Annotated in this window: 13 protein-coding genes; 11 read left to right on the plus strand and 2 right to left on the minus strand. The window is 65.7% G+C overall.

The window, feature by feature from the left end:
* Positions 1–124 precede the first annotated feature (124 nt).
* The 9 genes from ACN0T5_RS01850 to ACN0T5_RS01890 all read left to right on the plus strand — a co-directional run bounded on the left by ACN0T5_RS01850 (position 125) and on the right by ACN0T5_RS01890 (position 10,757).
* Positions 125–1,117, plus strand: coding sequence for an MDR family oxidoreductase (locus ACN0T5_RS01850; protein WP_417766912.1), 993 nt, complete (start codon positions 125–127; stop codon positions 1,115–1,117).
* A gap of 182 nt (positions 1,118–1,299) precedes the next feature.
* Positions 1,300–2,937 carry a phosphoenolpyruvate mutase gene (gene aepX / locus ACN0T5_RS01855; protein ID WP_417766913.1) on the plus strand — a complete coding sequence of 546 codons (1,638 nt, stop codon included), beginning with the start codon at positions 1,300–1,302 and terminating at the stop codon, positions 2,935–2,937.
* Positions 2,938–2,940: 3 nt separating this feature from the next.
* The gene (gene aepY, locus ACN0T5_RS01860; RefSeq protein ID WP_417766914.1) at positions 2,941–4,083 is read left to right on the plus strand and encodes a phosphonopyruvate decarboxylase; all 1,143 of its coding nucleotides are present in this window, start codon (positions 2,941–2,943) and stop codon (positions 4,081–4,083) included.
* A complete protein-coding gene (locus ACN0T5_RS01865; RefSeq protein ID WP_417766915.1) occupies positions 4,083–5,204 on the plus strand; it encodes a 2-aminoethylphosphonate--pyruvate transaminase in 1,122 nt (373 codons plus the stop codon). The genes aepY and ACN0T5_RS01865 overlap by 1 nt, the downstream gene beginning before the upstream one ends.
* 740 nt (positions 5,205–5,944) lie before the next feature.
* A complete protein-coding gene (locus tag ACN0T5_RS01870; protein ID WP_417766916.1) occupies positions 5,945–7,183 on the plus strand; it encodes an aminotransferase class I/II-fold pyridoxal phosphate-dependent enzyme in 1,239 nt (412 codons plus the stop codon).
* Between the two features lie 106 nt (positions 7,184–7,289).
* Positions 7,290–7,910, plus strand: coding sequence for a DUF4833 domain-containing protein (locus tag ACN0T5_RS01875; protein ID WP_417766917.1), 621 nt, complete (start codon positions 7,290–7,292; stop codon positions 7,908–7,910).
* A gap of 134 nt (positions 7,911–8,044) precedes the next feature.
* On the plus strand, positions 8,045–9,157 hold the full coding sequence (locus ACN0T5_RS01880; protein ID WP_417766918.1) for an inositol-3-phosphate synthase: 1,113 nt from the start codon (positions 8,045–8,047) through the stop codon (positions 9,155–9,157).
* A 5-nt stretch (positions 9,158–9,162) separates the two neighbouring features.
* Positions 9,163–9,984 (plus strand): SDR family oxidoreductase, encoded by an 822-nt coding sequence (locus tag ACN0T5_RS01885; RefSeq protein ID WP_417766919.1) that lies wholly within the window; start codon positions 9,163–9,165, stop codon positions 9,982–9,984.
* A gap of 5 nt (positions 9,985–9,989) precedes the next feature.
* Positions 9,990–10,757 carry a phosphatidate cytidylyltransferase gene (locus ACN0T5_RS01890; RefSeq protein WP_417766920.1) on the plus strand — a complete coding sequence of 256 codons (768 nt, stop codon included), beginning with the start codon at positions 9,990–9,992 and terminating at the stop codon, positions 10,755–10,757.
* A 19-nt stretch (positions 10,758–10,776) separates the two neighbouring features.
* Here ACN0T5_RS01890 and ACN0T5_RS01895 read toward each other — a convergent pair whose 3' ends face one another.
* Complete coding sequence (locus ACN0T5_RS01895; protein ID WP_417766921.1) at positions 10,777–11,256, minus strand: phosphatidylglycerophosphatase A; 480 nt, start codon at positions 11,254–11,256, stop codon at positions 10,777–10,779.
* Positions 11,257–11,402: 146 nt separating this feature from the next.
* Here ACN0T5_RS01895 and ACN0T5_RS01900 point away from each other — a divergent pair, with 146 nt between their 5' ends.
* Both ACN0T5_RS01900 and ACN0T5_RS01905 read left to right on the plus strand, forming a co-directional pair.
* Positions 11,403–12,653 carry an LptF/LptG family permease gene (locus ACN0T5_RS01900; RefSeq protein ID WP_417766922.1) on the plus strand — a complete coding sequence of 417 codons (1,251 nt, stop codon included), beginning with the start codon at positions 11,403–11,405 and terminating at the stop codon, positions 12,651–12,653.
* Between the two features lie 4 nt (positions 12,654–12,657).
* Positions 12,658–13,893 carry an LptF/LptG family permease gene (locus ACN0T5_RS01905; protein ID WP_417766923.1) on the plus strand — a complete coding sequence of 412 codons (1,236 nt, stop codon included), beginning with the start codon at positions 12,658–12,660 and terminating at the stop codon, positions 13,891–13,893.
* 39 nt (positions 13,894–13,932) lie between these two features.
* Here ACN0T5_RS01905 and ACN0T5_RS01910 read toward each other — a convergent pair whose 3' ends face one another.
* On the minus strand, positions 13,933–14,685 hold the full coding sequence (locus ACN0T5_RS01910) for an NTP transferase domain-containing protein (RefSeq protein WP_417766924.1): 753 nt from the start codon (positions 14,683–14,685) through the stop codon (positions 13,933–13,935).
* Positions 14,686–14,702: the final 17 nt, after the last annotated feature.

A 14,702-nucleotide genomic window follows, 5' to 3' on the forward strand; every position in this document is an offset into this window, starting at 1 on the left:
TCATGCGTCCAACGACTTGGCGTTTCGACATCATTCCGGGGCGTTAGGACCGGTCAGGCGGCCGGCTTTTCATCCCCGCTGCGGACCGGTACCAATGGACGGACAGGGAAGAAGGGATGACGCCATGACTTTCACCGCATTGATCGTCGAGAAGGACGAGGCCGGCGCGACCTCGGCAAGCGTGCAGAGCATTGGGGAAGACCGGTTGCCGGAGGGCGACGTGACCGTGGCGGTCGAGTATTCGACGCTGAACTACAAGGACGGGCTGTGCCTCGGCTCAGGCGGCGGGCTGGTGCGCGCCTGGCCGCATGTGCCGGGCATCGATTTCGCCGGCACGGTCGAGACCTCCTCTGATCCCCGCTATGCGCCCGGCGACAGGGTCGTGCTGACCGGCTGGCGCGTCGGCGAGGTGCGCTGGGGCGGTTATGCGCAGAAGGCGCGGGTGAAGGCCGACTGGCTGGTGCCTTTGCCGCAGGGCCTCACCACCCGCGACGCAATGGCGGTGGGCACGGCCGGCCTGACCGCCATGCTGGCGATCATGGCGCTGGAGGATCACGGGTTGAAGCCGGGCGGCGGGCCGGTGCTCGTCACGGGTGCCGCCGGCGGGGTCGGGTCGGTCGCAACCGCGCTCCTGGCCGCACTCGGGCACGAGGTTGCTGCGGTGACGGGCCGTCCGGAGACAGCGGATTATCTGAAGGGGCTTGGGGCGGCGACCATCGTGCCGCGCGAGGACCTGGCGGAGACGGCCAAGCGGCCGCTGGAGAGCGAGACCTGGGCCGGCTGCGTCGATGCGGTCGGCGGGGCGATGCTGGCGCGTCTGCTCGGCCAGATGAAATACGGAACCTCGGTGGCCGCCGTGGGCCTTGCCGGCGGTGCCGGCCTGCCGGCGACGGTGATCCCGTTCCTGTTGCGCGGCGTCAACCTGCTCGGCATCGATTCCGTCATGCGCCCCTATGGCGATCGCGTACGGGCGTGGAACCGGATCGCCTCGGACATGTCGATGGAGACGTTGGCACAGATGATCCGGCCGGCGACGCTGGCGGACCTGCCCGATCTCGGCAAGGCGATCCTGAAGGGCGGGGTGCGCGGCCGCGTTGTCGTCGACGTCAACGCCTGAACAGGGCAGCGAGGCGGACCGGAACCCGGACGCGAATGTGTCCGGGCCTGCTCGCAGCTTTGGAACTCCTTGCCGGCCGCCTTCCCTTTCCCGCAGGGCTTCGCTACCAATGAGCCGCCTCAGGGACGAGGTGCCGGGGCGGTTTGCGTCGCCGGGGGGAGCAGGAGGGGACAGGGGTGCCAATGGACGCGAATACCGGAGCGCCCGGCAGTCACGCCGCGACGGCAGGCATATCGAAATTCACGCGCCTTCGGCAGTTGCTGGCCCGTCCGGAGCTCGCCTTCCTGATGGAGGCGCATAGCGGGCTTTCCGCCAAGATCGTGGAGGAGGCCGGCTTCGAAGGCATCTGGGCATCCGGCCTGTCGATGTCGGCGTCGCTGGGCGTGCGCGACAACAACGAGCTGTCCTGGACGCAGGTGCTCGACATGCTCGAATACATGTCCGACGCCTCCAGCCTGCCGATCCTGGTCGATGGCGACACGGGCTACGGCAATTTCAACAATTTCCGCCGCTTCGTCGGCAAGCTGTGCGCGCGGGGCATCGCCGGCGTGTGCATCGAGGACAAGGTCTTCCCGAAGACGAACTCCTTCCTCGGCGAGAACCAGCCGCTGGCCGACATCGAGGAGTTCTGCGGCAAGATCAAGGCTGGCAAGGACACGCAGAGCCATCCGGATTTCCAGGTGGTGGCCCGCGTCGAAGCCCTCATTGCGGGGCGCGGCGTCGACGAGGCGCTGAAGCGCGCGCATGCCTATGCCGATGCGGGTGCGGATGCGATCGTCATCCACTCGAAGAAGAGCGCGCCCGACGAGATCCTGGACTTCTGCCGGCAGTTTGAGAACCGCGTGCCGGTCGTGCTGATCCCGACCAAATACTACCGCACGCCGACGGACCGGCTGCGCGAGGCCGGCGCCTCGATGATCATCTGGGCCAATCACAACCTGCGCAGCTCTATCAAGGCGATGCGGGAGACCTGCGCGACCTTGCGGGCGCAGGAGACGCTGCTCGAGGTGGAAAGCGATGTTGCCCCGCTTGGGGACGTCTTCTCGCTTGCGGGCGCCCAGGAGCTTGAGGCGGCGGAGAAGCGCTATCTGGCGGCCTCCAGCCCTGCGCGGGCCGTGATCCTCGCCGCAACGCGCGGCGAGGGGCTGGGCGAACTGACGGCGGACCGCCCCAAATGCATGTTGCCGGTCCGCGGCAAGTCGTTGCTCGGCCGTCAGGTCGAGGCGCTGAAGCGGCACGGGGTGGACGACATTCGCGTCGTGGTCGGTTACCGGGGCGATGCGGTCGATGTGGCCGGCATCTCCAAGGTCGACAATCCCGGCCACCAGACCACGGGCGAGGCGCGCTCGCTGGCGCTCGGTCTTGGCTCCACCGCGACCGACACGATCGTTTCCTATGGCGATATTCTGTACCGGCCGTTCTTTCTGGCACTGATGGAAGACCGGCAGGAAGACATCGTCCTGTTGGTCGATCCGCGTGCGGAGGGGACGCGCAGCGGCCGCGATGCGGTCGCATGCACCGCACCTTTTACCGACGATCCGGGCTTCGAGGCCGATGCGCCGCGCCTGACCGGTTTTGTAGACGGAGACGGGGACGGCGAATGGGTCGGGTTGTTGAGGGCCAGCGCGGCGGGCACGGCGCGGCTTCAGGAAACGCTCCGGCGGATGGAGGCGAGAGGGGAACTCGATGAGGCAGATCTCGGCCGCGTGCTGACGGTGATGGCGGGCGAGGGAGAGGCCATCGGTGTCGTCTATGTGCGCGGTTTCTGGCGCAACGTGAACGACCTGATGGACCTTGCCCAGGCACGGGACGCGGTGTAGCCGATGATTGAAGCGGACGACTTCCTCGCCGGCGCCAGGCGGCAGGGCATCGATTTCTTCACCGGCGTTCCCTGCAGCTTCCTGACGCCGTTGATGAATGCAGTGATCTCCGATCCGGGGGCACGTTATGTCGGGGCGACCAGCGAGGGCGAGGCGGTGGCGATAGCGGCCGGCGCCTGGCTCGCCGGCCGCCAGACCGTCGTGATGTTCCAGAACTCCGGGCTCGGCAATGCGGTCAATCCGTTGACCTCGCTGAACCACCCGTTCCGGATCCCGACGCTTGTCATCGCCACGTGGCGCGGCGAGCCTGGTGTCGCGGACGAACCGCAGCATGAGTTGATGGGCGAGATCACCGCGCCGCTGCTCGACCTGGTGGGAACCCGGCGCATTGCATTTCCCGTTTCGCTCGGCGAGGTGGAAGTGTCGCTGGCCTCGGCGGTTGCTCACATGCGGGCGAGCGGAGAGGTGGTGGCGATGGTCCAGCCCAAGGGCGCGCTCGCCCCGCGCGCGCTCGATGAGACGCGCCCGGTGCAGCTACCGAGGGTCGAAGTGCGCGATTTCGGCGGCGCCGCGCCCGCACGCCGCATGGAGCTGCTGGCGGCCATTCGCGAGATCGTCCCGCAAAGCGCCGGCATGATTGCGACCACGGGTCATACGGGGCGCGAGCTCTACACGCTGCAGGACCATCCTGGTCACCTTTACTGTGTCGGCTCCATGGGCGGGGCGAGCGCCATGGGCCTTGGTGCGGCATTGAACACGGAGCGCCAGATCGTTGTTCTCGACGGCGACGGCGCAGCGCTGATGAAGCTGGGCAACATGGCAACGATCGGCGCGCAGCAACCCTCCGGCCTCACGCATGTCGTCCTCGACAATGAACGCCATCTGTCGACAGGTGGCCAGGCGACGGTTTCGCCGGGCGTCGACTTTGCCGCGATAGCCAGTGCCTGCGGCTATCGCTTTGCCGCGCGTGCCTGCGGGCTGGAAGCCGGTGTCGCGGCAATGAGGGAAGCGCTTGGCGCACCGGGACCGCGCTTCCTGCATCTGAAGGTCGCGGCCGAGCAGGTCGTCGGTCTCGGCCGTCCGGGTATCACTCCGGCGGAGGTTGCGCGCCGGTTCCGGGCGCATCTGGGCGAGGGTGGCGTCTGATGACCGGGGACACGTGCCGCGAGCCGGTGCTGCTGACGCCAGGGCCGCTGACCACCAGTGCGAGAGTGAAGGCGGCGATGCAACGCGACTGGGGGTCGCGTGATCCGGACTTTGTCCGGCTCAGCGCGGCGGTGCTCGACAGGCTGCGGGCGCTGGCCGGCGGAGGAGCGGACCATGTCTGTGTGCCGCTTCAAGGCAGCGGCACCTTTGCCGTGGAGGCGATGCTCGGCAGTCTCGTGGTTCCGTCGGAGCGTGTGCTGATCCTCGCCAACGGCGCCTATGGGAGGCGCATGGCAGACATCTGCCGGCGGATTGGCCGGGATTTCGACATCTACGAGGTCGACGAGACCGTCACTCACGACCCGGAAGAACTGCGACGCCGGCTCGCAGGCGATCCGGGTCTCTCCGTTGTTGCCGCGGTGCATTGCGAAACCACATCCGGCCTTCTCAACCCGCTGGAGGACATCGCGACGGTCACACGCGCCGCCGGCCGTCGCCTCCTTGTCGACAGCATGAGCGGTTTCGGTGCGTTGCCGCTCGACATGACGGAGCTCGGCCTTTCGGCGGTGGCGGCCTCGTCCAACAAGTGTCTGCAGGGCGTACCCGGCCTCGGTTTCGTGATTGCCCGGCTCGACGAGCTTGATGCCCGTGCCGGCGCGGCCCCCTCGCTCGTGCTCGACCTGCGCGATCAGGCAAGGGCGCTTCTGGGCGACGGGCAATGGCGTTTCACGCCCCCGACGCATGTGGTGGCGGCCCTTGCCGAGGCGCTGGCGGAACTGGATGATGAGGGCGGTCCGGCGGTACGGCTTGCCCGCTACCGGCAGAACCGTGACACGCTCGTCGACGGGATGCGCCGGCTGGGCTTTCGCCCGGCGCTGGAACCCGGGCTGCAGGCACCGGTGATCGTGTCCTTTGTCGAGCCGGAGGCGGACTGGTACCGGTTCGAACCGTTTTATGATGCGCTTACCCGTCGCGGCTTTGCGATCTATGCCGGCAAGATGCGGGCACTTGGCACATTCCGGGTCGGGACCATTGGGGCGATCGACACCGGGGTCGTCGAACGGTTTCTGGTGGCCGTCGAGGCCGTTGTGACAGAAATGAAACAGAAATTGATCCGCTAGCGCCGCTCGCCTGAAGCAGGTGCCGGTCCGGCGGTGCGCACGGAACCCTGTCCGGTCTTGAAAAGCGGAATGGAAACATGCCCTTGTGGAAGCCGGTCAATGCCGGTTCTTCTTCATGGCAGTCTGGTTGCCGTGACAGATGTCCGCCGCGGATGTGACCGGTGCGACACGCGAGGGAAGTATCCCGCGGTGCCTCCCGCGCCCCCGGTGCTTTCGATCACCTGCAAGACGTTTTGCTTTCCGGTGTTTCAGGTTTGCTTCAAATCCCAGCAATTTCGGGCAGTTGCACGCCGCACGTGATCCACGGAGGGGGCGTGCGCAACCGCAAGCCGGCGAGCAAACGCAAGCCTGGTGCGCCGAAAGGCCCGTCGGGCCGGGCCAGATGATGGAGCCGAGCGTTTCGCTGGCTTACTCGACAGTGCCACACCTTTCGGCTATTTAGCGAAATTCGTCTGAACAGAATTCAATATCGGCGGTTGGCGTCGGTCTTCCGGGCTGGGGAGCTGTGTGGAGGGAGATACGCCGGTTGCGGTCACCTTGCCGGTCCGGCCATCGCGACAAGCTGCGATTTCCAGGCGTCGGAAAGGCAGACGGGGAATATTGGCGCAGATGCAGGGCAGCGGAACATCCCTTGCGAGGTTCCTGTTGATGGCGTGCCGGATCAGATGCCGCAATTGAAGAAATTGACAAGGCCCGAATTGTTTTCGACAGTTGTTCGGGTTTTTGGGGGGTAAACAAGAATGAAGCCTGACCGGCCGAGTTTTGCCGTAGTCGCCGAGCGGCGCTTTCGCCTCGCCGGCAAGGCAATCATCGAGCAGCACAACCCCTATTTTCTTCCCGTCGACCAGCAGCGTGAGCTTTGCGAGCGGAACGGCATCCCGTTCATCAGCTTCGCCCACTATGATTATCTCGGACTCAGCAAGCACCCTGAAGTGGTTGCGGCGGCGAGCGAGGAACTGCATCGGCAGGGAACCGGTGTTGGCGCGTCGCGCCTCGTTGGCGGCGAGCGGGCCGGTCATCGAGTGTTCGAGCGCAAGCTGGCCGATTTTCTCGGCGTGGGGGATGCGATGTCGCTGGTCAGCGGCTATCTCGTCAATGTTTCCCTGATCAACTACCTGATGGGGCCGCGCGATCTGGTCCTGATCGACGAACTGGCCCACAATTCGATTTTCGTCGGCGCCAAGAATGGTCGCTACGATCACAGGGTCTTTGCCCACAACGATTTCGACGATCTCGAGCATAAGCTCGATGACTTGCGCGGCCAGTACCGAAATGTCCTGATTGTCGTCGAGGGACTGTACTCGATGGACGGGGACATCCCCGACCTGCCGAGGCTGGTCGCGCTGAAGGAAGCACACGACGCGTGGCTTCTTGTCGATGAAGCCCATTCCTACGGCGTTCTCGGAGCCACCGGCCGAGGGCTTTGCGAGCATTTCGACATCGATCCGAAGCGGATCGAGCTGACCGTTGGCACGTTGTCCAAGTCCTTCGTTTCGTCCGGCGGCTTCATCTGCGCGGAACAGGGTGTGATCGACTGGCTGCGCTTCACGCTGCCCGGTTTCGTCTATAGCGTGGGCCTCTCGCCCGCGGCCCTTGGAAGCGCTCATGGCGCCCTCGACCAGTTGCAGGCCGAGCCGCAGCGGGTCACGCGCCTTCACGACAATTCTCTGTATTTCAGGGACCGTGCCCGCGCGGCGGGTCTCGACACGGGTGCGGCCATCGGTTGCGGCGTGGTTCCCATTCTCTTCTCCTCCCCGATGCAGACGATGATCGCATCGCAGGTGCTGTTGGAGCAGGGCGTCTACGCGCCGCCGATCGTCCAGATCGGAGTGCCCAAGGACCAGCCGCGCATCCGCTTTTTCATTTCGGCGGATCACACGCACGAGCAGATGGACAAGGCCATCGGGATCGTCGCGGGAGTGATTGCAGGAAACGCGGGCGTCGGCATCGAGATGCAAACGGCGGTGATGGGCGCCTGAGGGCGGACGCGGGGCAGGATCGGGCAGAGTGAGCCTTGCGATGAAACCGCACCGACGGGTACCCCGACGCACCGCGCTTGCCGCCTTGCCATGGCAGGTGCTCCGTTTGTCTGTCCCCTGGGCGCTGGCGGCGGGCATTGCCATCGCGGCGCACGGCACTCCCGGACGGGCCCAGGAAGGAACCGTGATTACCCACGGAAACGCGCAACAGCGCGCCAGCGGCTCCACCCTCGAAGAGGTCGACAGCCTGCCGGTCATCCGCCCGGACTTCCCGGTGCCCGACGATCCGGGCATGGTGTTCTACCTGCAGCGGTCCACCAATTCGAACACGGTTGTTTATGCCGCACGGTTTCTCTACAACGGCAAGCTCGATCCGCGCCAGCCGGTCATGGCCTACTGGCGGCGCTTCAACACGACCGGCGAGCGGCTCCCGCTGAAGATGATCGAGGACAGTTTCGCGTTCGGAGTGCGCGCCCGCGCGACCGATGACCCGGATGTTTTCACCCTGTATGTGGTTTCCTATCCGGAGCGCCGGGCGATCCTGCGCCTTGTCGAGCCCGGTCGGGCGGAGCTTCTGCTTCCCGTTGACGGGCGCCGGATGCGAATGCGCTATGCCTACGTCGACGTGGACGAAAGCGGTCTTGTGCCGAGTGTGCGGGAGGTGGTGGTGACCGGGCATGATGTGCAGACCGGCCGGGCGCTGGTCGAACGCATCCAGATAGAGTAACCGTTGCCCGGTCGGCGACCGGGTCGGCGGGCAGGAGATTTCCGCCCGGAACAGGATTTGCGGGTGTGCAAGGGATGCCTGGACGGCGCGCGGACCATGCCGCCGGGACGGGTTCGGGGGGTAACTACACGATCATGACTGCTTTTTCCGCCAGAACGATCCGCACCGCCGTTGTGGGCGCCGGCAATTGCGCCAGTTCGCTTGTCCAGGGCGTTGCCTATTGCCGGGCGCTCGGCGACGACGCCATCGGCGTTCCCTTTCCCGTTCTTGCAGACTACCGACCGCAGGATGTCGAGATCGTCCTGGCGCTTGACGTCGATGCCCGCAAGGTCGGCCGGACTGTCGGGGAGGCGGCGGTGGCGCTTCCCAACTGCACCGAGGTGTTCCATCGTGATCTCGCCGGAATGACGGCACCTGTGCTGCGCGGTCCCGATCTTGACGGTGTCTCCGCCTTCATGCGCAACCAGGCGCCGGACCGCAGCTTTGTCGTCTCCAGCACACCGGCGCTGGACAAGGCCGGCATCGTCGCGGCGCTGCGCGCGGCCGATGCGGAGGTGATGATCAACTTCCTGCCGGTCGGTTCGGTCGAGGCGACGCAGTTCTATGCCGAATGCGCGCTGGAGGCAGGTTGCGCCTTCGTCAACGGCATCCCGGTCTTCATTGCCTCCGATCCGGCCTGGGCCGCGCGCTTCACCAGCGCAGGCCTGCCCATCCTCGGTGACGACTTCAAGGCGCAGTTCGGCGCGACCATAACCCATCGCGCACTGGCACGGCTCGCCGACATGCGCGGGGTGAAGGTCGACCGCACCTACCAGCTCAATGTGGGTGGCAATACGGACTTCCTCAACATGATGGATGGCGACCGTCTGGCGATGAAGCGGGAGTCGAAGACCGAGGCGGTACAGACGGCGATGAACGCGCGTCTCACCGACAACGAGATCCGCATCGGCCCGTCCGACTACGTGCCCTGGCTGGAGGACCGCAAGGTTGCCTATGTGCGGCTTGAGGGCAGGCTGTTCGGCGGGGTGAGGACCCATGTCGAGATGCGGCTCGAGGTCGAGGATTCCCCGAATGCCGCGGCAATGGCGCTGATCGCCATTCGCTGCGCGGCAATCGCCCGCGACAAGGGGATTGCCGGTCCGGTCGAGGACGCGAGCGCATTTCTCTTCAAGCACCCTCCGGTCCAGATTGAGGATGCGGAAGGCCATGACCGTCTTCTCGCCTTTGCAGGAAATGGTGCAAGGTGAGCTCGGTGGCTGCTCCTGACGCCGGCGCCCCGCGTCCCGTGGCGCTGATCACCGGCGGCAGTAGCGGTATCGGCAGGGCGCTGGCATTGCTGCTGGCCCGGCGTGGATACGACCTGGCACTGGTGGCTCGCGGCACGGAACGCCTTGCCGAAGCCCGGGACGCCATCATTGCCGCTGTTCCGCACGCAAGGGTCGAGTGTCGTTCCGCCGATGTCGGTGATCCTGTGGCCGCGGCCGCCGCACTGTGCGATCTGGTCGACATGCTGGGCGTGCCGCGCTGGGCCGTGATGAATGCCGGCATTGCCCGTCCGGGACACTTCCTCGACCAACCGCTTGACGATCATGCCGCCCAGATGCGCACCAACTACATGGGTGCGCTCAATGTTGCGCACGCGTTGGCGCCGCGAATGGCAGCGGCAGGCGGCGGGAACATGATCTTCGTTTCCTCGGGAGCGGCCTTTTTCGGTATCTATGGATATTCAGCCTATGCTCCTTCGAAATTCGCCATGCGCGGTCTTGCCGAGGTGCTGCGTGTGGAGCTTGCCCCGCATGGTATCGGCGTAACTCTCGCTTATCCGCCGGACACGAACACCCCGCAGCTTGTTGCCGAGAACGAGACCAAGCCGCAGGCGACCCGGGAAATTACTGCCGGTGGCGGTTTGTGGTCGGCCGAGGCGGTGGCGGAGCGCATCGTCAAGGGTGCGGAGAAGGGCCGCTTCATAGTTGCGCCGGGTGCACAGATGACATTGCTTGCCCACGCCCACAGCGTTCTGGCGCCGGCCCTGCGGATCTGGCAGACGCGGATTGCGCGTGCCCGTCGCGGATAGGCGCCATGCCGACCGGGACACTCTCCTTCGACCTTGCCGCCGTCGCCGTCCTCGCCTGTCTGGGGATTGGCGCGGTGCTGCTCGGCCTTGGCAGTCTCGTGCCGGCGACAGCATCGCGTGCCCGGCCGCTCTGGCCGGTCTTTGCTACGGAATGCGTCATCGTCGCCGGTGCCTTGCTGCCTTTCGCGCTCGGACCTCCCTGGCTGGACATCCTGCTTGGCCTGTTTGCCGTACGGATCGGCTATGAGGCCATGCATATCGCGGGTCGACGCTGGCCGGGGGAAACGGCGGCAGGACGCATGCGGCTTGCTGTCGAGGTTGCCATCTTCCCCGGGGTTCCGGTGTTCCTGTTCGTCATGGTGGCCAGCGCGCCTGGCAATGCTGGAGTGGTGCTCGTGTCGTTCCTGCTTGTCGAGACCTATGACAGCTATGCGCTGCTGGGCGGCAAGCTGTTCGGTCGCCGACCTGCCTTTCCCAGACTAAGTCCCCGAAAGACCGTCGAGGGGCTTGTCGCGGGCGCCGTCATGCTGGGGCTGACGGCCGCGCTTGCCGGTCCGCTCGCTGTCGGCTGGAGCATTGGAGCGTCGCTGTCCGCCGCCGCCCTGATCGCGGTGACGGCGGTTGCCGGAGACCTTGCCGGATCGCGTTTGAAGAGGGCTTCGGGTGTCAAGGATTACCCGCAGGTGTTGCCGCAGCAGGGTGGTCTGCTTGATATCACGGACGCCTGGCTGATCGCGGCGCCCGCCCTTGTCCTGCTCGTCGGCCTCTGGTGAGATCGGGGTTGCTACATCCTTATCCGGCGAAAAACCGGGACGCGGGCCAGAGAATGGCAATGGCATAGAGGGCGGCAGCGGCGTCGTCGAGCATGATGCCCGTACCGCCTTTCACGTGGTCCTGGACCCAGTCGACCGGGAACGGCTTGGCGATGTCGAAGAAGCGGAAGGCAAGGAAGCCGAGGGCCCACCACAACGGCTCTGCGGGAAGCGCCAGAACGGTGGCGGCGGCACCGAAGCTTTCATCGATGACGACGCTTTGCGGATCGTCCTCTTGGCGGGTCCTGGCGACAACCGCGGAGGCCCAAATGCCGACCGCCAACATCACAACCAGTCCGGCGACCTGGCCGACCGGCGGCAAGGCACCGAGCAGGAGGGCACACAGGAGGCCCACCGCGGCGCCCGCGGTTCCCGGCCAGACAGGGGACAGGCCGGCACCAAGGGACAGGGCCAGCGCATATGCGAGGCCTTGTTTCACTCTATCGACAAGACGGAACATGGCGGCGGCCCTATGATGTCGTGATGGAATCGCGGTCTGTCCGCAGGCCCGGATCCGATGCCGGTGCCGCAATAGCATGAAACATGACGGGGAGCGATGAGGCGGAAGGACAAAGCGGGGAGGGAACGCATGGTGGATATCGAACCGTGTGCATCAGATGGGGCGACCCCTCGGTGAGACCGGTGATCTCGCTTGCCGCCAGGTCTCTTTTCCTGCGCACCCTGGGTAGGGTCGCGGTCGTCGTCGCGACCATCGAGGTCGTGTTCCTGGCGGAAAAGCTCACGGGCATTCTCGAGGAGGTGCTGGGCAATGGCGGCGACCTTGTCTCCGCAATCTCCGTGCTGGTTCTCACCGCACCCGAGATTTTCGACTTCGCACTGGCGCTTGCCTGTGTCATCGGCTGTTTTTTTGCCTTTTCGGCCGCCCGGGAAGAGCGCGAGATGGTGGCACTGTCGGCCGCCGGGGTCTCGTGGGTTCTGCCGATCCGTATCGCCATGTCGATGGGAGCACTCGCCTTCGTCGCCAACCTTGCCGTTTCCGGCGTGATCGATCCGCTGGCACGCAATGCGACGCGCACCGTCATCTTCAAGCTGAAGAGCGAACTCCTGTTCGACCGCATTACCGGTCCGAGCGAGGGAACACTGATCGAGACGATCCGAGGCAAGACCTTCGCGGCACTCTCCGATGCGAGCGTTGATCCGCCGCATGAGAGCCTTTTCGTTCACCAGCCAGGCGAGGCGGGGCGCTGGCGGGTGACACAGGCCGGGGACTGGAAGCTGGTCGGCCCCGATGAGAAAGGGGACTACAATCTCGGGCTCGGGCGTGTCATCGCCTATGATTTTGTTCGAGTGGAAAATCGGGAGAATGCCGGAATGCTGCGCCGGGGACGCGGCCCCAACCTGCTGGCGCTGGAGCCGTCAGATATGATGCATGTCCCCTCCTTGCCGCAGGTGAAGGTGGAGAATGTGTCTCTCCCTGTCAGTCTTGACAATATCCTGAACCACGCCCTGCGCGAGGACGTGGCTGGTGAGTGGACACTGTTCGAGGCCCTCGGTTCGGACGGGGCGGCGGGTGAAACGGGGCGTGACGCACGGCGGATCGCGGGAGAGCGGCTGGCGCGTGCCATTGCCGCGCTGGTGGCGCCGCTGCTGGCGCTGATCGCTTGCGCCTTTGCCGGACGTGGCATTGCCGGGATGCTGGCGATGCCACTGGCCTGTGCGGCGCTGCTTGTCTTCGATATTCTCTTGCGCAACCTTCTTGGCGGTTTGTCGGTCATCGATCCGCAAATGGCGTTGTTGGTGGCGCTTGCGGTTGGCGTGGCCGCGTCCCTGGCCGCGACCATGGCCGTCAGGGCCAGGGCGGCGACGCTTCTGCGGCCTGTCCGCGAGCGGGCGTGACGCGATGACGGTCACGCCGGACGCGCGATACTCCCTGCAGAACGGTCAACCCGTCCCTTTGCAAGGGGTCGGAACGCGTCCGGGCACACCAATCCTGGGTCTTCTTGCAAGGCGCGGGTTCAGGCAGCATCTGGGCGCGGCCATCCTGGTGATGATCATGTTCCTGATCGTCGCCTGGGCCATCGATCTGGCGCAGACGCTTGACCAGGTGCTGGAGCGGGCCAGGGAACTCGATCGCAGCCCCGGCCTGTTGCTGGCGACCTATCTGGGCATGCGGGCTGTCGACATCGCGACCCGGCTGTTTCCTGTCGCTTGTTTCATCGGGGTTTTTGCGGCCGAACTGGTCCGCCTCTTCAACCGAGAGACGACAGTGATGGGGGCGGCCGGCTGGTCTCCGCGCCAGACGCTTGCCGTCGTGTGCCTGTTCGGACTGGTGACGGGCGGATTTCAGTTCGCGCTGGAGCGATGGTGGCGGCCCGCTGCCGTCTTTGCGCAGGCCGAGCTGGAGCTTGGCGGCTACGGGCGGCGGTTTGCTGCCGGCGATGTCGGCGAGCCAAGCTGGTTCGTCGTCAACGGCGGCGCGCTGAAGGCGCGGGTCCTGAGATCCGGGGAACCGGAACTCGCCGATGTGGAGTTCTACAGGGGCGTGGTGGCGGGCGATCTGAGGGACGTGATCGTTGCCCGACGCGGCGAACCGTCTGGTCGCCCGGGGTTCTGGCGCTTCCATGGGGTCGCCCTGTGGGCGCGCCTGCCGGGAGAGGAGAACGGCACGCAGGGACAACCGCCCGCCTTTGCCCAGACGTCGCTCTACCTGATCAGCCAGTATCCGGTCCTGGAACTGCGACTGGACCTCCTGCCGGAAACGTTGACCTACCATGACATACCGGCGTTCTACCTGCCCCAGGGACCGCTTGAGCGGTTGGCCGGCGACGACAACCCGCTCAAGGGGGCGGATGTCGATGCGGCGTTGTGGCGACGCTGGGCGGCATTCTTCCTGCCGGGAGCCTATGCCTTGCTCGGAGCGAGCCTCGCGCCGGTCGCGGGGGCGGGGCGGATCGTTTCGCCTTTTCGGATCGTCGTGCTCGCCCTTTGCGGTTATCTGGCACTGGTGGCGACGAAAGTGTCCTGGGCGATGGGAGAGATCGGCGTGCTGACGGGTTTTACCAGCAGCTGGCTTTCAATCCTTCTCGCGCTGCTCGGGACGCTGGTCGCCCAGTCGATGCTGTCACGTCCCCACTGAAGGGGTGACCGCTCCCGGGCCGTCGGGAGCAACGCACGGTCAGCGCGACCGGGCGGCGAGAATGCGCGGATAGACCTTTTCGGCTGCACGGGCGAGCATTGCCTCGTCGTCAACTTCGGCCCAGGCGAGATCCTCCACTTTCGGACAGGTCACGGGATGCGAGCGGGCAAGCTCCACGAGACCGTTCTCGTAGTCTTCCATCGCGTTATTTCGTACGAGATCGGGGCCGATGCGTTTCAGGTGACGGACGGCGTCGCCGGTGAGATAGGTGAGGCCGACAAGCTCGCCATGAGGGGTGTCGGGCCAACGATCGACACGTTTCGACATGTCGCGGAGGCAGAGATCGCCATCCGCTTCGTCTGCCCAGACGTGAACCTCGTCTCCCGCTCCGGTCGCACCTGACACAAGCAAGGCCGAGCGATCGGGTCGTGCAATGGTGGCGGCGACGGCGCGCGGCTCGAAAATCAGATCCGATTCAAGCAGCAGACAGGGGCCGTCCTCTCCCTCAAGGCCGACCAACAGGCTTTGAAGCGACCCTTTCATCTCGAAGTCGGGATTGTGCCGCAGGTCGAGATCGGGACAACGGGTCGCGGCCAACTCGCCATAGTGCGCGGCAAGGTGGCCCGTGACGGCACGAGCATTGCCAATGCCGTGGGCAACCAGGGTTGCCACCGCCTCCTCGAGGAAGGTCTGTTCGCCGATAGAGATGAGGCCCTTGGGCGTCATGCGCCCGCGTTCACCCATCCGCACACCGCGACCGGCGGCCAGGAAAATCGCTTTGATGTCGAGCATGAAACCGTCGGATTGTG

Source organism: Stappia sp. (assembly GCF_048261845.1).
Lineage (GTDB): Bacteria > Pseudomonadota > Alphaproteobacteria > Rhizobiales > Stappiaceae > Stappia.

Excerpts from the sequence above, each read along its gene's own strand:
- ACN0T5_RS01905 (WP_417766923.1), top strand. The coding sequence starts at position 12,658 with ATGACGGTCACGCCGGACGCGCGATACTCCCTGCAGAACGGTCAACCC.
- aepX (WP_417766913.1), top strand. The coding sequence starts at position 1,300 with ATGGACGCGAATACCGGAGCGCCCGGCAGTCACGCCGCGACGGCAGGC.
- ACN0T5_RS01880 (WP_417766918.1), top strand. The coding sequence starts at position 8,045 with ATGACTGCTTTTTCCGCCAGAACGATCCGCACCGCCGTTGTGGGCGCC.
- ACN0T5_RS01850 (WP_417766912.1), top strand. The coding sequence starts at position 125 with ATGACTTTCACCGCATTGATCGTCGAGAAGGACGAGGCCGGCGCGACC.
- ACN0T5_RS01910 (WP_417766924.1), bottom strand. The coding sequence starts at position 14,685 with ATGCTCGACATCAAAGCGATTTTCCTGGCCGCCGGTCGCGGTGTGCGG.
- aepY (WP_417766914.1), top strand. The coding sequence starts at position 2,941 with ATGATTGAAGCGGACGACTTCCTCGCCGGCGCCAGGCGGCAGGGCATC.
- ACN0T5_RS01895 (WP_417766921.1), bottom strand. The coding sequence starts at position 11,256 with ATGTTCCGTCTTGTCGATAGAGTGAAACAAGGCCTCGCATATGCGCTG.
- ACN0T5_RS01865 (WP_417766915.1), top strand. The coding sequence starts at position 4,083 with ATGACCGGGGACACGTGCCGCGAGCCGGTGCTGCTGACGCCAGGGCCG.
- ACN0T5_RS01890 (WP_417766920.1), top strand. The coding sequence starts at position 9,990 with ATGCCGACCGGGACACTCTCCTTCGACCTTGCCGCCGTCGCCGTCCTC.
- ACN0T5_RS01870 (WP_417766916.1), top strand. The coding sequence starts at position 5,945 with ATGAAGCCTGACCGGCCGAGTTTTGCCGTAGTCGCCGAGCGGCGCTTT.